At 30.3% G+C, this 19,353-nt stretch carries 20 protein-coding genes; 16 read left to right on the top strand and 4 right to left on the bottom strand.

Annotated elements, in window-relative coordinates; genetic code table 11:
- Window positions 1-27: 27 nt before the first annotated feature.
- The 4 genes from ACFWM3_RS23190 (at window position 28) to ACFWM3_RS23175 (ending at window position 2,161) form a co-directional block, all read left to right on the top strand.
- The gene (locus ACFWM3_RS23190; RefSeq protein ID WP_056477226.1) at window positions 28-381 is read left to right on the top strand and encodes a hypothetical protein; all 354 of its coding nucleotides are present in this window, start codon (window positions 28-30) and stop codon (window positions 379-381) included.
- 353 nt (window positions 382-734) lie between these two features.
- Window positions 735-1,154: a hypothetical protein gene (locus tag ACFWM3_RS23185; protein WP_390313089.1), complete on the top strand. Its 420-nt coding sequence runs from the start codon at window positions 735-737 to the stop codon at window positions 1,152-1,154.
- A gap of 216 nt (window positions 1,155-1,370) precedes the next feature.
- Window positions 1,371-1,808, top strand: a complete 438-nt coding sequence (locus tag ACFWM3_RS23180; RefSeq protein WP_056477232.1) for a VOC family protein — start codon at window positions 1,371-1,373, stop codon at window positions 1,806-1,808.
- 200 nt (window positions 1,809-2,008) lie between these two features.
- A complete protein-coding gene (locus tag ACFWM3_RS23175) occupies window positions 2,009-2,161 on the top strand; it encodes a hypothetical protein (RefSeq protein WP_390313088.1) in 153 nt (50 codons plus the stop codon).
- Window positions 2,162-2,514: 353 nt separating this feature from the next.
- Here ACFWM3_RS23175 and ACFWM3_RS23170 read toward each other — a convergent pair whose 3' ends face one another.
- The 3 genes from ACFWM3_RS23170 to ACFWM3_RS23160 form a co-directional block, all read right to left on the bottom strand.
- Window positions 2,515-3,171, bottom strand: coding sequence for a nucleoside/nucleotide kinase family protein (locus ACFWM3_RS23170; RefSeq protein WP_390313087.1), 657 nt, complete (start codon window positions 3,169-3,171; stop codon window positions 2,515-2,517).
- A 27-nt stretch (window positions 3,172-3,198) separates the two neighbouring features.
- Complete coding sequence (locus ACFWM3_RS23165) at window positions 3,199-3,375, bottom strand: hypothetical protein (protein ID WP_156339761.1); 177 nt, start codon at window positions 3,373-3,375, stop codon at window positions 3,199-3,201.
- Between the two features lie 340 nt (window positions 3,376-3,715).
- Window positions 3,716-4,795 (bottom strand): site-2 protease family protein, encoded by a 1,080-nt coding sequence (locus ACFWM3_RS23160; protein WP_056477237.1) that lies wholly within the window; start codon window positions 4,793-4,795, stop codon window positions 3,716-3,718.
- A gap of 247 nt (window positions 4,796-5,042) precedes the next feature.
- Here ACFWM3_RS23160 and ACFWM3_RS23155 point away from each other — a divergent pair, with 247 nt between their 5' ends.
- From ACFWM3_RS23155 to ACFWM3_RS23125, 7 genes are all read left to right on the top strand, one after another.
- Complete coding sequence (locus ACFWM3_RS23155) at window positions 5,043-6,512, top strand: long-chain-fatty-acid--CoA ligase (protein WP_390313086.1); 1,470 nt, start codon at window positions 5,043-5,045, stop codon at window positions 6,510-6,512.
- A gap of 478 nt (window positions 6,513-6,990) precedes the next feature.
- Window positions 6,991-7,467 carry a hypothetical protein gene (locus ACFWM3_RS23150; protein ID WP_390313085.1) on the top strand — a complete coding sequence of 159 codons (477 nt, stop codon included), beginning with the start codon at window positions 6,991-6,993 and terminating at the stop codon, window positions 7,465-7,467.
- Window positions 7,468-7,589: 122 nt separating this feature from the next.
- On the top strand, window positions 7,590-8,387 hold the full coding sequence (locus tag ACFWM3_RS23145; protein ID WP_390313084.1) for a hypothetical protein: 798 nt from the start codon (window positions 7,590-7,592) through the stop codon (window positions 8,385-8,387).
- Window positions 8,388-8,466: 79 nt separating this feature from the next.
- The gene (locus ACFWM3_RS23140; RefSeq protein WP_390313083.1) at window positions 8,467-9,219 is read left to right on the top strand and encodes a hypothetical protein; all 753 of its coding nucleotides are present in this window, start codon (window positions 8,467-8,469) and stop codon (window positions 9,217-9,219) included.
- A 229-nt stretch (window positions 9,220-9,448) separates the two neighbouring features.
- Window positions 9,449-9,688 carry a dockerin type I domain-containing protein gene (locus ACFWM3_RS23135; RefSeq protein WP_390313082.1) on the top strand — a complete coding sequence of 80 codons (240 nt, stop codon included), beginning with the start codon at window positions 9,449-9,451 and terminating at the stop codon, window positions 9,686-9,688.
- Window positions 9,689-9,982: 294 nt separating this feature from the next.
- Window positions 9,983-11,431 (top strand): sensor histidine kinase, encoded by a 1,449-nt coding sequence (locus ACFWM3_RS23130; RefSeq protein ID WP_390313081.1) that lies wholly within the window; start codon window positions 9,983-9,985, stop codon window positions 11,429-11,431.
- The gene (locus ACFWM3_RS23125; protein WP_056477256.1) at window positions 11,428-12,114 is read left to right on the top strand and encodes a response regulator transcription factor; all 687 of its coding nucleotides are present in this window, start codon (window positions 11,428-11,430) and stop codon (window positions 12,112-12,114) included. The genes ACFWM3_RS23130 and ACFWM3_RS23125 overlap by 4 nt, the downstream gene beginning before the upstream one ends.
- A gap of 230 nt (window positions 12,115-12,344) precedes the next feature.
- Here the strand turns inward: ACFWM3_RS23125 and ACFWM3_RS23120 are convergent, their stop codons facing one another.
- Window positions 12,345-12,761, bottom strand: coding sequence for an SRPBCC family protein (locus ACFWM3_RS23120; protein ID WP_390313080.1), 417 nt, complete (start codon window positions 12,759-12,761; stop codon window positions 12,345-12,347).
- A gap of 558 nt (window positions 12,762-13,319) precedes the next feature.
- On the opposite strand from ACFWM3_RS23120, the gene ACFWM3_RS23115 reads away from it, so the two are divergent.
- From ACFWM3_RS23115 to abc-f, 5 genes are all read left to right on the top strand, one after another.
- Window positions 13,320-13,994 carry an ankyrin repeat domain-containing protein gene (locus tag ACFWM3_RS23115; protein WP_390313079.1) on the top strand — a complete coding sequence of 225 codons (675 nt, stop codon included), beginning with the start codon at window positions 13,320-13,322 and terminating at the stop codon, window positions 13,992-13,994.
- Window positions 13,995-14,071: 77 nt separating this feature from the next.
- The gene (locus ACFWM3_RS23110; protein WP_390313078.1) at window positions 14,072-15,043 is read left to right on the top strand and encodes a DUF4822 domain-containing protein; all 972 of its coding nucleotides are present in this window, start codon (window positions 14,072-14,074) and stop codon (window positions 15,041-15,043) included.
- A 352-nt stretch (window positions 15,044-15,395) separates the two neighbouring features.
- A complete protein-coding gene (locus ACFWM3_RS23105) occupies window positions 15,396-15,563 on the top strand; it encodes a hypothetical protein (protein ID WP_390313077.1) in 168 nt (55 codons plus the stop codon).
- A 219-nt stretch (window positions 15,564-15,782) separates the two neighbouring features.
- Window positions 15,783-16,475 carry an SIMPL domain-containing protein gene (locus ACFWM3_RS23100; protein ID WP_056477267.1) on the top strand — a complete coding sequence of 231 codons (693 nt, stop codon included), beginning with the start codon at window positions 15,783-15,785 and terminating at the stop codon, window positions 16,473-16,475.
- A gap of 592 nt (window positions 16,476-17,067) precedes the next feature.
- Complete coding sequence (gene abc-f / locus ACFWM3_RS23095; protein WP_390313076.1) at window positions 17,068-18,987, top strand: ribosomal protection-like ABC-F family protein; 1,920 nt, start codon at window positions 17,068-17,070, stop codon at window positions 18,985-18,987.
- Window positions 18,988-19,353 lie beyond the last annotated feature (366 nt).

Below are 19,353 nucleotides of genomic sequence, written 5' to 3'. Positions count from 1 at the left end.
TGAAATAACCAATAAAAAGGAGTAATTATGAATAGGTATGAAAGGATTGAATTAATAATTATTGGAATTGTTTTTATGATTTTTTATACAATTATAAAAATGAAAATTTCGATTAGCATTGTGTTAGTTTTATTGGTTCTTTTTCTTGTTTTTTTATTCTACACACAACATTTGATTAAAAAGAAAATGAAAGAACACGGTTTGAATCGTGGGTTTACTTCAAAGTGGTATTTTATTGTAATCTGCTTCATATTTATTTTTCTTTATAATGGGCTATTAAATATCGCATTTTTTGAACGCTCATTTTTAAAAGGTTCATCAACACTACTTTTTGGAGGAATAGGGGCTTTAATTGGTTCATTTGTGAACTTTAAAAAATAAAAGACAATCTTATTCAACAAACGCATTGTTTTAGTTACATTAAAAATATTGAGGCGAACTATACCATAAGTAAATGAGTTTTATAGTCTTAGATATTGATATTATTAGCTTTGGGCTATATTTTACTAAAAAAGTGGTTTCTTAATCTAAATCACTTTAACGAAAAAATACGGAAAAAATATGTGGAGGTAAAAATGGGACTGTTTGATATTTTTTAAAAAAATAATAATTATCATTTAACATTACAACTTAATGCACGGGTACTACCTATTGATCGTGGCGAGTTATTCGAGGAACCTATAAACGAAGCTTTAGAGGCTAGTAAATGCGGAACCATAGACGGTGGCGGAACGATGCAACAGGCAACCGGCGAAATAGAGTTTTGTGATATAGAAATATTACTTAAAGATAACAAAATGGAAAACGTTGATAAACTACTACAAATTATTGATAGAATTGGTGTACCAAAGGGGTCCTTTCTGAGAGGCGATGGGCTCGAACAATCTGTTGGAACTCTTGAAGGACTTGCACTATATTTAAATGGTACAGAATTGTCTGAAGAAGTGTATCAGAACTGTGATATAAACTATGTGATCGAAAAAATTGATGAAGTGCTTGATGGTTGTGGACGATTTTATAGCTATTGGGAAGGTTCTGAAAATACAGCTTTATATTATTACGGTATTTCATTTGGCGAAATGAAACAGAGAATGACTTCTTTTTTATCTGAATATCCACTTTGCCAAAAGTGTAAAATAGAACAAATTGCATAGTACATAAAATCGTAAATTAATTCAGTAAGAACATGCTGACTTGAAAGAAATTTGTTCAACTAACTCATTGCAATAGTTAAATAGGTAGCTTTATTTATATAAGCAAATGGCAGATTAGTTGAAGAAGGATATTTTCTGTTTTAAGGGAATTAGAATATCAAACAAACCTTAAACTACACAGAAATTGAAAATAACAGGAACATAGGAGGTTGAGATATGAAGATCAATAGAATAGATCATGTGAGTATAAACGTAAATGATCTTTCAGCGGCTAAAGCGTTTTTCCTTGATTTAGGACTTGAAGTGCACGCGGAATGGGAATTGGATGGAGAACAGTTAGACAAAATAGTTGGGCTTAAAGATGTTAAAACGGCATGTGTAGGATTAGGGATGCCAGATGGTCAGACATGGATAGAACTAGTCAAATTTTATTCGCCGTCAGATGAAACAGATATTCAGAAACCTTTTGCAAATACGCTAGGTATCCGACATATTTGCTTTGCTGTTGAAGATATCGAAGCTATTGTTGCAAAATTGAAAGAGAAAGACATGGAAATCTTTAGTGAGATACAGCAATATGAAGAAAGTTATAAGTTATGCTACGTTCGTGGTCCAGAGGGAATTATTTTAGAGTTGGCGGAGAAAATCAGTTAAATATTGAATGGTATTTTAAATGATTTAGATCTCCAACTTTAAAGATTTCTTCTTAAACTATCGTGTACATTGGATGAACAACATGATCGGCTATTTAGTCGATTTTTTTATGGAGGTAAACGGCAGGATAGTTATTTAAGGAATGTTATAATTAGTTTAATAGTAGTACAGTAAAAACCATAAAAGAAAGGATAAAGTATATGAGAACATTAGAGTATGATTTATTCCCAGAAGCATATGGTTCAAATAACAAGTTTGTTACTAAAGAAGGCACCATTACAGATTTGATAATTGATACCGGTATGTTTTTAACTTCAGATTATGATAAGGTAATCCCCATTAAAATCACTTAACCTATTATTTTTAAAAGGTTTTTATCCTCGTTCTGGTGAATGGATTCCATTAGAGATAGAGGAAGAAGAATACGATGAATTAATTAAAGATTTAACTTCAATCCCGTCTCCAAGACCATACAGAACTAAAGAAAATACATAATAATTTTATACATTAAGAAAAAATATTATTGAATTAAAGTATGATTTACTTGATTAAGATTTTCTTAAAGGGTATCAAATTAGACAATCTTTTTTAAGTTCAAAAATCAATCTTTAAATTCAACAGAGCCGAATATAAAAAAGGCTTTCTAGATAGATAGCCTTTAGTTGAGAATGAAGCATGAGTTAGTAGATCAAAAATTAATTATTTTTTATACAAAACTAGGATTATTTAAATCATTATTATTAATAATTACATCGGCATTAAGCTGAGGTGAGTGTTGCTCTAAATAGAGTTTCGAAGCTGCATGATACCTTTTAATAAACATTTCTTCAGCTTTTTCAAGGCTTCCGAATGCTCGTTCTTCTCGGATTGCTCCTCTTTTTCTTGCAATATCAAATTCGGTATGTACGAATATTTTAAAATCGTATAGGTTACACAAATCCCTCTTAAATAAAAATGTTCCATCTATCATAAAGATCATATCATTGGTTGCAACTTTTAAATCTGCATTAATATACTCATCTTTAAGCAAGTCGAAGGAAGTTGTTTGATAATGTAGGTTGCCATTTGGTCCTAAAGGAATTAAAAGTTTTTGCTTAAAAGACTCGTAATCATGGGCAAACTCAAAATATCCTAAAGCAGATTCCTTCCCGAGTTTGTAGCGAATCTCTCTCGGGTTATGAAAATTATCTATACTAGTTCTAATCACGTTCTTTTTCCTGTGTTTAAGTTCCTCAGCAATTTCATTTGCAATTGTTGTCTTACCAGATGCTGTGATCCCACTAATACCCACTCGAATTGGATGATCTATTTTTAAGCACAATATTTTATTTACTAAATCAGAAATTAGTTTGCTCCTTAACATATTTCCCCCTGTTTAGCGAAGAACTTTTTAGTATGGTCCATTAATATTATTCGAATTATTAGGATTGGTTGATTCTCTCCCTATTTCTTCATTTAATGTTTGATTATCGCTTTTATTTGGAGAGCCAGTTCCAAACTTCTTTTCCATAAAGAAGCCAAATGCAATTATTAAAATAACAATTCCCAAAATTACATATCCAAACATTGTAGTATACCTCCTGCCTTTTTTAAATGTAATATAAACAAAACTCAAATGTACGCAAAAAAGTATGTAAAATAAAATTCAGTTCAGTTCTATCTCCTTTAAAGATATTCCATATTTTGCCACAAAATTCCTCTACTTTTTTTGAACTAAACTATTATTTAGCTCTAACAAATGCATATTATTAATTGTTTCCTTAGCCCTATACTTTTCTTCAACACCCCCGTAGTAAATAAAAACAGTAAGAATATCAAGGGGGCATACATAAAAGGGACATAATATTAAACGATTAAAAGAAAAGAACCTATTTTGAATAGTATTTTCAAAATAGGTTCTTTTTCACTTATCTACCTAAAACATGTTCAATTAAACCAAAACTCCAAAATCCAAGTAAAGCTAAACTACTCGCTAAAATGATATAAGCAATAAAAATTTGCCATTTTTTACGATTACTAGAAACATAGTAAGTTTCTAATGTTTCCTGTTGTTTCAGTAAAGGTGCCACCTTTTTATGCTTAATTTCTTGAATCTTTTCATCAATATAAGTTCGCCAATCTAATTCTGGTTCATGGAGGCGTGCTCGAACAGTTCGAATTAGATAGTTTATTTCAAGACGTTCCTTATGAATTTCGAATTCTAGTTTCTTATTATCTTCAAAAAATGGGATAAAGAAACGTTTTACAATCGTACGATCAGAATAGTCATTAAAAATCCCAAATTGAAATTGTTTAATTGTATGTTCATATAGTTTTATTTTTTCTTTAATTACCTTTAACTGGTAAGCTTCTCGAATTCGTTTAATGAATGTAGTAATACCTAAAATAATAATATAAAATGCGATAAAGTTAGGTTGATAAAATAAATATACTAGCATCATCATAATACCGATAAACCAAAAAATTGGAGGTAAAACACTTAAAATTCTCCCTCCATCTAAAGGAGAAATCGGAATTAAGTTAAACAAATTAAGGATACAGCCTAAAGCAATTACTAATCCGAAAAATTCATTATGCGTGTAATGATAGAGAGGAATTGCTGGTAAAACTGAAATTAAGCCTAAAAACGGACCACCAAACGCTACATAAGATTCCGTTACAGCATCTTTTGGCATTTCTTTAAGTGAAATAACTGCCCCGACAAAAGGAATAAAAAATGCTGGTGAAGTTGGTAGACCCTTTTGTTTCGCAGCAATTAAATGCCCGCCTTCATGACAAATTAATAAGTAAACGAGTGCGAAAGCAAAATACCATCCAAATGTAAATCCGTATACAAATAAATACAAGATCATGCTTAAGAAAGATAAAAATTTTGCAGCTTTTAATAACGGTAATATTAGCTTTAATTTAGTACCTATTATTGCGATTACTACACCAATTCTTGTTAACGATTTTTTTGTTTTACTGTTGATTATTGGTTGTGCCATTCATTTCACCTGCTCGCTAATTATGATATGATTATGTAGTATTAAAATTATACCATTATAGACTAATAGAAAATAAGGACTAAAGTCGGTACTTTTATTGAATTTGAAATAAAAATTAAGATTAAAGTGTGAATATAGAATAGTCAAATTGATTGTTAGAAAGGTCTCTTTCTAACTTTTGTGTTTTTCAAGAATAATTAATTGTATGAAATACTAACAACGAAATTAACTAAGGATTGATAAAGTAATGAACATATATGGAATCATCAAAGAAGTAGCGGAAAATAAAAGGAAAAACATAGCATATAAATACAATGGAAATAAAACAAATTATGAAGAACTCATTTCATCTTGTGAATACCTGGCTCAAATTTTAGTCGAAAATAAGATTGAAAAAGGAGATAAAATTGCGATTTTATTAGGAAATTCTCCTGAGTTTATTCAAACTTATTTAGCAATATTAAGACTTGGTGCAATTGTAATTCCTTTAAATCCGGCTTTTACGGAGAGTGAACTTAGCTATATTTTAAATGACTCTTCTACAAAACTTGTTATTTCAACTAGTGAACAGGAAAAAAAACTTAAAAGTGTTAAAAAACAGTGTCCTACATTATTAAATATTATTTTAATAGATGAAATACAACCGATAGTGAAAATAAAAAATCAATTAGAAGAAATTGAAACCCGACAGGATGATACGGCTGTCATTCTGTATACATCGGGAACAACTGGTAATCCTAAAGGTGCAATGTTGTCCCATTTTAATTTAATTGAAAATGCAAATGATTTTTCTAAGTTAATCGAATTAAGCGAAAATGATCAAATGATTGCCGTCCTTCCTATGTTTCATTCATTTTGCTTAACATTATGTGTAAATATGATTTTGTTAAATGGAGCATCAACGATCATCATTCCTAAATTTAATCCAGCTGAATTAGTTGACGTAATAAAAAAAGAAAAAGCTACTTTAATTGCAGCAGTCCCGACGATTTATAATTATTTATATCAATTAAAAAGCGCGACAGCAAACGATTTTAGTAGTTTGAGAGCATGTATTTCTGGTGGGGCATCTATACCAATCGAATTATTACAGTCGATTCAAGAAAAATACAGTGTGTCAATTGTGGAAGGCTATGGATTATCTGAAACAGCTCCAGTACTTACTTTTAATCCATATCGTGGTATTTGTAAACCGGGATCGGTTGGTCTAGATCTACCTAATGTTGAGACAAAACTAGTAAATGAAAATGGTGAAGAAGTTCCAGTTGGTGAAGTAGGAGAAGTTGTTGCGATTGGTCCAAATGTAATGAGTGGTTATTTAAATAATATAGAAGAAACTGAAAAAGCATTTTTAAACGGTTGGTTTAAAACAGGTGATCTCGGTAAAAAGGATGAAGATGGGTATTTATTTTTATTAGATCGAAAAAAAGATGTTATTATAACGAACGGATATAATGTTTACCCTAGAGAAATAGAAGAGCGCCTTTATCAGCATCCTAATATTATTGAAGCAGCAGTTGTCGGAAAATCGAATCAATTAATAGGTGAGAGTGTATGTGCTTATTTAGTCGTTTCAAATGACTCACTTTTAGAAAGTGAAATCATTGATTTTTGCAAAAAAGCACTTGTTTATTATAAAGTTCCAAAGGAAATTTATTTTGTAAAAGAACTACCTAAAAATAGTACTGGGAAAATTTTAAAAAGAAATCTTAAATAATTTTAGAGACCAATCATTTGAATGGTCTTTTTTTTTTGCTATTTTGTAGATTTTTAATATAAAACAATGCTAATAAATCTTTTACTAACCTTTCTTTAAATTTTTGTTCGTTAGTAAAAATAGATAAATTCTCCTTTTCTTATTATAGATATTAATTCTTAAATCACACTAAAGTATCTCTATGAAAAATTATTCCTTTAGTAAACTGGTTTTCGAATTTGTTGAAACCGTTAAATTTGGATTGTTTTTATAGGTATATTCTAATTGAGTGGAATAACTATCACATAATTTAACTGGTAAATAGTCCTGCTAAATTAAGAGGTTGGTATAGTCTAAAATTCTTATTATAGACACATTACTACAAACAAATAAATGCTAAATTTTGGTAAGATTTAATAGAATTCATTTTGTTGTTTACCATCTCAATTGATCTCAACAGCAAAAATGAGTTTAAAAAAATTTATTTGTGGAGGGTTTTATGAAAAGATTTGTAAAAAAAGCCTTATTGTTAGGAATAATGTTTGTTTTTATGATTCCAATTAACGCAAAAGCTTATACCACTTATAAAGGCCATAAAATGTCTTCTGGAATTGGAAACTACGGAAAAAGTACAAAATTTTATTGGGTAGACTCATCGGCAAGTACGTATTCTACCAAAATAGCAAATGCATTTGACCGGTGGACTTATTCAACAAAATACGCTGGTATTACGACACCAATTTCATATAGAAAAACAACAAATAAAAGTGCTAGTACAGTTGATATTTACAAGGTCCAATCAATTGGAATAGGTATTGTAGGACAAACTATGTTTTTTGTAAATCAAACAAAAGTGGATCCGTCTGTACAAAATTGGTATTGGTCAAAAATTGAATTATCCGAAAGTTTATTGTCAAAATTTCCTCAATATCAACAAGTAACTATTAGTCATGAATTGGACATGCATTTGGGCTAAATCATACTGCAAAAGAGTTAATGGATCCTGGAGCAGACATAGCTTATTCTATTGGAATCCAATTTCCTAGAAAAGATGAATTCAATGGGATCAATTTTCTTTATTAAAAAGGAGGATTAAAAATGTATAAGAAGATGAAATCACTATTTTTTATTATATTATCGCTTTCCTTTTTAACTGCATGTAATGATCAAACTCAAAGTAATAAAGAAGATCCTACTACTTCAATAGCAAAAGACATTAAGACTGATAATTCTACTAAAAAAGAACTTATTAATGAGAACGGCCAAAACTTTACAGAAAATGCAAAAGTTGTAAATAAAGAACTTGTTTTTGCAGTTACGTACAATGATGTTAACCAACTAATGAAAGACTCTGAATTAGCTGTTGAGGGAGTAGTATTGTCTACTGAGAATTATGTAAACATGGATAAAGCCACTGGTATTGGTAATCCATTAACGAAATTATCCTTTAAAGTTAATAATGTATTAAAAGGAGATTCATCTTTAGAAGGAAAGAATATAACAATATTAGAGCAAGGTGGATATATTTCTGCAAAACAAAGTGGAATGAAAGATAAATTTCCAAATTTAACAAAAAAAGAGTTAGACGAAACATATATGATCATACCAGACGGTCATAGACCATCGGTAAAAGGTGATCAATTTGTTGCCTTTTTATCTAGCGAGTCTTATTTTGAAACAGGATTTGATTTTTACGAATTTATAGCCGTATATCAATCAAAATTTGAATACGATAAAAAGAGTGAAGCATATGAAAGACCCTCTGATGATTTTGCTGAAATGTTAAAAGAAGCAGATACACTTGATGAAAAAAAAGTAATTGAAGAGGAGATAAAAATTGAAAAAGAAATTAATGATCATGTAACTGATTTGGTGGAAGAAACGGTGAGTAATTAAAAGTTTATAATAATTATGCTTTTCAACTCTTTTTGTTTATGTGACTATTAAGTTAGTCATTAAACAAAGGGGATCGAAAATGAGAATGAAAATGTTTATTGTGTGTGCAAGTTTAATGTTAGTAATATTGTCGAGTTGTACAATGAAATCATCTAATGACAACTCGTTTGAATTGGATGATTATGATAAAATAACTTCGTTTAGTGCACATAAAGGGGACGTGTACTATATTGATTATTCATTTGTTGTCAATAAAGGTTATGTAGATTTAATGATCTATAATAAAAAAACGAGAGATATTGTTTTCACAACATCAATTAAAAAGAAGGCAAAATATCAAGGTTCTTTTAATATACAAAGAGGCGGTATTTATGTTGTGGAAATGGATGGTTATAAAGCATCTGGTGAATATAAATTCAAGCTTAATAATGAAGCGATTGCAAAAAAAGAATCAACTATTGAACACATGGATGAAATGTTGTTAACGAATACAAAAAATCACGATTTTGAAATAGAGAGATGGAAAGATAAAAAAAATACATATTACAATGTATCATTCAAAACAGATTATACTGGAGTAGAGCTGTGTACGTTTGACGGTATAAAGAATGAAAACAGTGGAATAATTGCAGGAAATTACGATCGGCAGGATGATCTTGTTGCATTACCAACAACAATTGATGTGTGGAAAAGTGCAAAAACGATAATTCATTTTGATATTCCAATTGAAAAAACAATAGGTGGAATGGTAATTTGCTATACTCCTATTGAAAAAGATGGGGAAACACTTAGTAAGGAAATCAAATATGATCGAATTCTTTTTCATAAATAAATGATCATGCAATGCATCTCTTTAATAGAGGTGTATTTTTTTATTGGAAGCTATACTTCAAAACGGAGTATATCTTTTTTCTTTAGTAAAAACAATATTTCAACTATATAATTCTTGTAATTTTAAAATGAATTCTTACAATTCCCACAATTTTTAATGAAAAATATCTTACAAAAAACAACAAAAATCATCTTTTTTGATTATTTTTTAGTGTTTATTACCATCTACAATGAAAGCTGGAGATGTTAACAATGATAACGTTGTAGATATACTTGATGCAATCTACATCACTAGCAAACTAAATACAAATGTTCGAAATGCAGATATCAATTTCGACGGAAAAGTTGAAGATCTTGATTATGTTAAGAGAAACTATCTAATGCAAAACCCTGACGTATCTGGAAAAATCAAACCAGTTACAAAATATAAAGGGAAAACGCTTGACGATTATATTAAACCATTGGGTTAAGTTAATTATGGCGACCAGCGCAATGCTGGTGGTATTTTTTTAGGACTTTTTAGCGGATGAGAAATTTGTTAGATTTTTAGGAGATTATTAGTAAGTAAGAAGGTATGAAGAATATTGTTGTTTAGACTTATTTCACACAAATTTTATACTTTTTTAAGATTTATATGATATAGTTCACTTAATTTCAATAGAAAATGGTCATTTATTTTTGAATGTGTAGTTTACGAAAGGAGATTACATGCTAACAATAAAAAATGATTTGATTAAAATCTAAAAACTGAGTGAGTGAAAGAAATGTCAATTAAAATGAGGTTTCTGTTGTCATATATTGGGGTGATTCTTTTTTCAATCACATTACTATTGGCAGCGGGTTTTTTAATTATTTTTGCTATAACAGGAGATGTAAAGTCAGTAGAAAATCTTTACAAAAAGACTTATGTTCAAAAACCTTTGACTACCGTCGAAGAAAGTGTGTTTCTTGATCTGAAGCTACTTGCTAAACATAATCCAAATCTATTACTAAATAAGCAGGAGATTAAAAGGATTGAGCAAAAAAATATCGGTATTGTAGTTAGAAAAGGAAAAAATGTTGAGTACGCTTCACCGTCGCTTAATAAAAAAGCATTGATACATGCTCTTCCTGGGTTTGAGGCGACGAATATTAATACTCGAGATACGATTAAAATAAATGATTTGTTTTTTACGTATGTGAAATTTGATTTTTATTTTCCAGATCAAAGCCAAGGTAGTATTTTTGTCTTAAAGAAAGCAAGCTCATATACTGAGGTTATTCGTAATCTGTTTCCAATCTTGCTAGGATTATTGCTTTTTTTATTTATAGTGATTATTGGTATGCTAAATTATTTAGTTTCACGTAGCATCAGTAAGCCAATTTCTAAACTTAAAAAAGGTGCGGAAAAAATAAAAATTGGTGATTTGAATTTCGAGATTGATACGAATTCAAAGGATGAAATTGGTGAATTAAATAAGGCATTTGAGGAAATGAGAATAAAATTAAAAAAATCGGTAAATCTCCAGATTCAATATGAAGAAAATCGTAAAGAGCTTTTGTCTAATATTTCACATGATCTAAAAACACCGATCACTTCAATCATTGGATATGTGGAAGGGATAAAAGATGGTGTAGCAAATACACCTGAAAAAATGGAAAAATATTTATCGACCGTTTATTCTAAAGCAAAGGACATGGATTTATTAATTGATGAACTCTTCTTATTCTCCAAGCTTGATTTAAAAAAAGAACCATTTCATTTTGAATCAGTCGATATTAATAAGTATATTGAGTCTTACGTCGAAGAAATTTATTTGGATTTACTTCAACAAGGCATAAATATAGAGGTAAATCTATTGAATCAATCAATCAATGTGAATGCTGATCGAGAAAAATTAAAAAGAGTTTTGTCAAACTTAGTCAGCAATTGTGTGAAATATATGAACAAAGAAGAAAAGAAAATTTCGTTTTCATTACATGAGCGATTAAATGAATTAATTGTACAAGTAACAGATAATGGGCAAGGTATCGATCCTGAAGCACTCCCTTTCATTTTTGAACGTTTTTACCGTGCAGAACAATCTAGAAATTCTCAAACTGGCGGTAGCGGGTTAGGACTTGCAATCGCAAAGCAAATTATTGAAGAACACGGTGGGAAAATCTGGGCATCTAGTGAGATTGGTAAAGGGGCAAGTATATTCTTTTCCTTAAAGAAAGGTGAAAAAAATTGAAAGAAATATTACTGATTGAAGATGATATAAGCATAGCAGAATTACAAAGAGATTATTTAGAAATAAATGATTTTCGTGTTGATATTCAACATAATGGCGATGAAGGACTTCAACATGCACTAAAAGGCAATTATGATTTAATCATTTTGGATATCATGCTGCCAGGAAAAAATGGTTTTGAAATTTGTAAAGAACTACGTGCAGTCAAAAACATTCCTATTTTATTTGTATCTGCTAAAAAAGAGGATATTGATAAAATTAGAGGCCTTGGTTTAGGTGCGGACGATTACATTACAAAACCATTTAGTCCAAGTGAACTAGTTGCAAGAGTAAAGGCGCATTTATCTCGATATGAAAGACTAGCAGGGAACAATACCGTTTCAAAAATAATCTTCGTACATGGAATATCAATCGATCGTTCAGCTCGTAAAGTATTTATTAACGACAAAGAAGTACCATTTACCACAAAAGAATTTGATTTGATAGTGTTTTTTGTTATGAATCCAAACCAAGTATTAAGTAAAGAACAGATCTATGAAAAGGTTTGGGGTCTCGAATCAGCTGCAGACGTTTCAACTGTAACTGTCCATATTAGTAGATTACGTGAAAAAATAGAAAGAGACCCTACAAATCCTAAGTTCTTGGAAACAGTTTGGGGAGCGGGATATCGATTTAATGTATAAATAGCGTTTAAAACCGTCCAATTGTGACGGTTTTTTTGAATTATTGCATAGTTTAGCAACGAAAAAAAGAAAAGAGTTATAGTTTTCACACATAAACAAAACCTAAAAATTTAAAGCTGATATTCCTAAACATAAGGAAAATCAGCTTTTTTAAAGGATAAATATAAAATTTTATTCTACCAAAGTCCACTCACGCGAAAAAACATTTCTATGAATTAGGTTCGGTTGTGCTAATTCTCCTCAGCATATCGAGCTAAGTTTGATACTGTTTCGAATAGTTCCACTTGATTAAACGCCATCTTTTGAGCGAGTCGATCAGAATCTGGACCTTCGATTTCGATGGTGTGTGTGATCTGGGTGCCATTTGGAAGTGGGATTAACTCATGGCGACCGATAATTGCATGATTTGGTCCAATAGGTGTTCGATCAACAAAGCTATGTCCCTCCTTGACTAGAATGAGCATAAAAGGGAGTTCTGGCCCTCCCACAGGTTGCAATTTTCCGGAAGTGCCTGTAACGAAAGGGCCATCCGGCTGGTACTGAACGAGTCCATAATCCCAACGAGGCCAATTGGCGAAATCGCAATAGATTGACCAAACACTTGAGGCAGTGGCACTTGTGCGTGCAGATGCAGAAATAGTCCACATAAAAGTATGTTCCTCCTTTTAAAAACTAACTTCTCTCAAAAACATTTCCACTAAGTTATGAAATTTTTTTACAGTCCTTATAGTCAAGGTAAGAAAATTCAATTAATAAAACATTTAATGTTAGGTTCAGCTAGACTAAATTTATGAATCATTTATGGGGAAATATTCCAGTTTTATATTCTTTCGATTTATGATTGCAAGAATAAAGAAATTACATTGAACTACTGGATCTTGTTCCAAAAATAGTTTGTATAAAGTTATGAACTCATGGAAATATGAAAAAACAAACGATTATTTTGCTATTTTTATGATTGTGACTGTCTTTTTGGCAGTCATTTTTTAGTTTAAAAATACTTTATAGGGCAAATCTATAAAGAAATATTATTAAAAATTTTATACTTTTTTAATAATTTGTTTAGAAGGAGTTTTCATTTAAGGATTAACATAGATTTCAGACGAACTAGGGTCTAACTAATGAAAAAGATTGGAGGAAAATTTCCCAGGAATAAAATGATATTTTCATGTTGATTTGATTGGAAATGGAGGACGTTTTACTTTATGTGGAAGTTACTTGCAGTAATAGTCAGCTGCATACTTTTGCTAAATGGATGTTCCTCATTTGCTAAGGGGGAAGAAAAAGTGAACGAACAGTTATTTCAAGCAGTTAAACAAGGAGACACTACTCTCGTAAAGAAGTTAATTGAGAATGGTGCGAATATTAATGCACAGAATTCTAATGGACAAACTGCCACGATGATTGCAACTTATCATAACGATGTCAAAACTGCAAAATTACTGATTGAAGCTGGTGCGGATGTCAATATTCGAGATCATATGAAAAACAATCCCTTTTTATATGCTGGTGCTGAGGGCTTTATTGATATTCTAAAACTTACAATAAAAGCTGGTGCTGACCCATCAATTACGAACAGGTATGGAGGAACAGCATTGATTCCGGCTTCAGAACATGGATATGTAGATGTTGTGAATGAACTTCTTACTAATACAAAGATTGATGTTAATCATATTAATAATTTAGGATGGACGGCCCTTTTAGAAGCAATATTTTTAAACGATGGAAATGAAAAACAACAACAAACAGTCCAATTGCTTATTGATAATGGAGCAGATGTTAATTTGTCTGATCGTGAAAATGTTAGCCCTTTACAGCATGCACGTGAGCGAGGATTTAAAGAGATTGAAGAGATTTTGCTAAAAGCAGGTGCTAGATAATTAAAGTTCATGACCAATTGTATGAATAATTGGAGATTATATAAATAACGAATAAAAAATTTGAGGAGACAATTAAAATGATTAAAAAAACAAAAACAATTTCATCAATATTACTTGGAGTATCTCTAGTAGTAACAGGTTATAATACTGCAGCTCACGCACAAGTAGAGCATGGTAAACAAAAGCAAGAAAGAGTATACAAAGCTCCAAAGAAAGTTAAGAACAAGTTAACAAAAGGGCAGGAAATGGCTAAAATTTTAAGTAGTACTAATTGGCAAGGTACAAGAGTGTATGATAAAAATCATCATGACTTAACAAAAGAAAATGCTAATTTTATTGGTCTTGCTAAATATGATGCAAAATCGGGTAGATACGAATTTTTTGATGCAAAAACAGGTCAAAGTCGCGGGGATAAAGGAACATTTTTCATTACAAATGATGGTAAAAAACGAATTTTAATTTCTGAATCAATGAATTATCAAGCTGTAGTCGATATGACAAAAATAAATAAAAACGTATTTACTTATAAAAGAATGGGAAAAGATGCAAAAGGTAACGATGTAGAAGTGTTTGTAGAACATGTTCCTTATAAAGCAAAAGAGCTTTCTTTTACAGATCCTGATAAAAAATTAGATTCTAAAACAGGCGAAATTGTAAAAAACGTTGATGGTGATAAAATTTTAGGTAAAACACTTTGGAATGGTACAAAAGTACTGGATGAACAAGGTAATGACGTAACGAAATATAACACGAATTTTATTAGTCTTGCAAAATTTGATGGAATCACTAATAAATATGAGTTTTTCAATCTTCAAACAGGTCAAAGTCGTGGTGACTATGGATATTTCGATATTGCCCACGAAAATAAAATTAGAGCACATGTATCAATCGGAACAAATAGGTATGGTGCTGTCCTTGAACTGACTGAGCTTAATAATAATAAATTTACTTATAAAAGAACAGGTAAAGACAAAGATGGTAAGGATATAACTGTATTTGTTGAGCATGAACCTTATAAAGGTGATTTTAAACCAGTTTTTAGTTTCTAATAACGAATATTCAAAAGAAGAATGGAGGAATCCATTCTTTTTTTAAAGGGCATTTTGAATAATCTTAGTAATATTTTAAAATGTTACTAAGATTAATTGTTATTTTAATAACACTTTTTTGTGTTTTTTATTAAATTCCCCCAATAAAGTTTTATTGAATTTATTGGACTTCCCACCTAAAATCAACCAAAATTTGGTTGTTTTAGAATTCTTTTCAAGATAAAAATAGTTAAATTCCCCCAATAGTAATTAAAGGTATTATCTTGTTTAATTAAAATGTGGATAGATTTAAGCAGAATACATAATTAAGTCTTACTAACTTCTAATCTATTATTTGAAAAGGGGAATTAACATGGAAAATAATTCTACATATTACGATGGTAGTGTACCGGTATATGAAGTACCATTAGAAACAGGAAAACCAAAAAATCAAACTAGTGATGATCTGGATGAAGAAAAACATAAAATAACTGATGAAATGAGAAAAAACATCAGTGGTAATCCATATATTTTCGACTGAAAAATAAATTGTTAAAGCTTGTAGACGAAAGGGAGTTTCCCTAAGTATACAGGCTTTTTTTGTCCCATCGAAAAGAGTACATAAACTGAATATTTTCTTGATTCATTATTCACAGAAATAGGTCTTAAAACATACAATAAATGGGCACAAATACAATATTTTTGGTCTTAAAAGGATGTGAGGAAGATTTATCCATTAAATAATTATAACTTAACAAGTATGCGATATGATTATTCAAGCCCTCAATATCATAGTGCTTTCCAATCACGCAATGTGAATAGTAATTATACGATCAAAGCCACAGGAAAAGGAGAAGTATTTGTGAAGCCCGACCAGTCGTTTGTATTATTAGGATCAGTAGTAGAAGATATGAAAGTTCAAACAGCTCAGACAGAGAATGCAATCATTTCGAATAAAATTATTGAAGCATTAAAAGCTATAGGAATTAAACAAGACGAAATTGAAACGAATTCATATACAATCGATCGAATTGTTGATTACCAAGATTCACAGCAAATTTTTAAGGGATATCGTGTGAGTCATATTTTTAAAGTAATCGTAAAGGATCTTGCAAATGTAGGGAAAGTGATTGATGTTGCAGTTGAAAATGGGGCAAATGAAGTACGGAATCTTACTTTTGAAGTATCAAATCCCGATCCGTATTACGGAGAAGCACTACAAAAGGCTACTTTAAATGCAAAATTGAATGCAGAAAACATCGCAAAATCACTAGGTTTATCGATTAATAACATACCAATCTGGTTGGCTGAAGAAAGTATCCAAATTGTTCGTCCAATGTCTTCGTTAACAATGACTGCAGCAGCCTTCAGCGGTCCAACAACACCAATTCAAGATGGACAAATAAAAATAACTGCTTCAGTACAGGCATTGTTTAATTATGTAAGCTATTAGATGTATAAAATATGGTTTGGAAGTAAAATTATAAATAGATGGCAAGATTAAATAAATGTGTTGGATAAATAAAAATAAAGATTAATAAATTTAATGTAACCATTTACAAAAAATCGGAAAAATGGGATAATATAGAAAATTTCGAAGGAGGAAAGTAAGTTTATGATGCCAACTAATTGCTGATATTAATTTAATTTAAATTAATATGTTTTCCAAATGAGTTGAAAATTGCCTAATGTATAGGCCTATTTGTTATGCTCTTATGGAATTAAGGCAAATTAGAAGGTAACTTACTTTACTGATAACGAGATGATTATTTATTGAGTACGAGATATTTTTTTAGTATTCCATCAGATCTTTGTTTTAGCTGATGGGGCTTTGACTATATAGCTCTAGATAAATGATAAATCACCAAGTTTATTAGACTGTGAGAAGATACTTTCTTCTTATGGTCTTTTTTATTTGGTTCCATAAATCTTAACAAACTTAAAAATAATGAGTCTTAACTAAATAATTAAATCGTATCAAAGTTCACTTCTTTACCTTGTCCATATATGCATAACGAAATTTATGGATGAAAGAAGGAAATTTTATGTTCGAATTAAAAATAAATGGTCTTAAAAAATATATGGATGCAACTTTAGTGCTTAAAAATATAACATTTGAAGCTTATGAGGGGGATAAAATCGGTATTATTGGGATCAATGGGAGTGGTAAAAGTACCATTCTTAAAATAATAGCAGGAATTGTGCCGATGAATTATTACCCAGGTTATCCTCAAACCTCAAGTTATGGTTATGATGAAGGATTAATTAATTTCGTACCTAAAGGTCTCACTACTGCATATTTGGAACAAACGCCAGTTTATCCTAAAGGCTTAAAAGTAATTGATGTTTTAAATATGGCTTTTGATGAAATTGTTCAAATAGAAAATCAAATGCGTGAGTTAGAAGATCAAATGAAAGATATAGAAAATAATGCCCTAGAAAGAGCTATGAAAAGGTATAGTGATTTAGTCCAATTATTTGAAGTAAATGGCGGATATGAACGGGAAGAAAAGTTAGGTAAGGTATGTACCGGACTTAAATTTGAAGAAAGTTTTTTAAACAGAGATTTTGATTTATTAAGTGGTGGTGAAAAAACGACTGTATTACTTGGTAAACTTTTAATCAATAGCCCCGATATTCTATTGCTTGATGAACCTACAAATCATTTAGATTTGGATTCAGTAGAATGGTTAGAAGAATTTCTTGAAAATTATAAAGGAATTGTATTGATTGTTTCGCATGATCGATACTTTTTAGATAATGTCGTAACAAAAATTGTAGAAGTTGAAGAATTAGAATCAATTACGTATAAGGGCAACTATTCATTTTTTGTTGAGCAAAAAGAAAAAAACATACAGATCCAATTTGAGCATTTTAAAGAACAACAAAAAAAGATAAAAGCGATGGAAAATACCGTAACCAATTTAAGAGACTGGGCGATGCGTGCTGATAATAACAAATTTTTTAAAAGGGCTGCAAGTATACAGAAAAAACTTGATAAATTGAATAGAATTGAAAAACCAGTTTTTGAAAAAGAAAATATGAAATTAGATTTAAAGGGATCCAAACGATCAGGAAATGACACAATTAAAGCAATTGAGCTTTCGAAATCTTATGAAGAAAAAGTACTATTCAAAGATACGAGTTTATTGATTAATTACGGGGAAAGAGTTGGGCTTGTCGGTCCTAATGGAAGCGGAAAAACTACTTTCTTAAAGATGCTTTTAGGTGAAGAAAAATCAGATAATGGCGTGGTACAACTAGGAGCAAATGTGCTGACCGCATATTTACCTCAGAAAATAAGTTTTAATAACGAAGAAATAACAGTGCTTGAATGTTTTAGAGAGGATATCTCAATACCTGAAGGGAAAGCAAGGGAATATCTTTCAAAATTTATGTTTTATAAACAAAGTGTCTTTAAAAAAGTTAAATTTTTGTCAGGTGGAGAGAGAATAAGGCTGAAATTAGCTATGTTATTATTCAAAGATATCAATTTGTTAATCCTTGATGAACCTACAAATCATCTTGATATAGATTCAATCGAAACGCTTGAAGAAGCACTTGATGAATTTAAAGGGACAATTTTCTTTATTTCACATGACAGATATTTTATTAATAAAATGAGTCAACGAGTGATCGCTATTGAGGATTATGAATTAAAAAGCTATCTTGGCAATTATGATGATTATAAAAGCATAAAAGAAAAGATTAGTTTTAAAGAAACGAAAGATCCGGTTGAAAAAAAAGGCATTCGAAAAAAAGTTAATAAAAAAGATGATAATAACCAAGAAAAAATGAAAGCTGAAGCCCTAGTAAAAATTGAACGATTTGAAAAAGAAATAAATGAGATTGATCTTGCGATGAATAGTGAGGAAGATTATCATAAGCTCAATGATTTATATTGTAGGAAAATTGAATTAAGTAAAGACTTAGAATCGGTAATGGAATTGTGGTTAGCGTTGTAAGATCTAAGGAAAATCATCAATATGTAGAAATAGATAAAATTAACTTTTTGATTGTTTATTTAAACATATAGGGATATAATAAATCCGGATGATATGGAAGCATGATAATGTATTTGTTGTGGATCTATTACATTCATTTAACTTAAATTGGATTGGTATTTTAGTAAATTTTTTGCTAATTAACTATTCCACCAAGATGACAGAAAGCCTCTGAATGGGCTAATTGTCTTCCTGGTGGAATTTTTTTTTTCTAAAAGGTAGGAAGTGAACTGAATTTGTGGGAAATGTGATCGAAACTTAGACAATATTTCTCAGTCTGTGTAAATAGGTTAAAGGGTACAGTGCAAAGATATGTAATAACATTTA

This window comes from Gottfriedia sp. NPDC058432, assembly GCF_042721555.1.
In the GTDB taxonomy this organism is placed as follows: Bacteria; Bacillota; Bacilli; order Bacillales; family Bacillaceae_G; genus Gottfriedia.
This window is presented reverse-complemented; position numbering and strand designations above follow the sequence as displayed.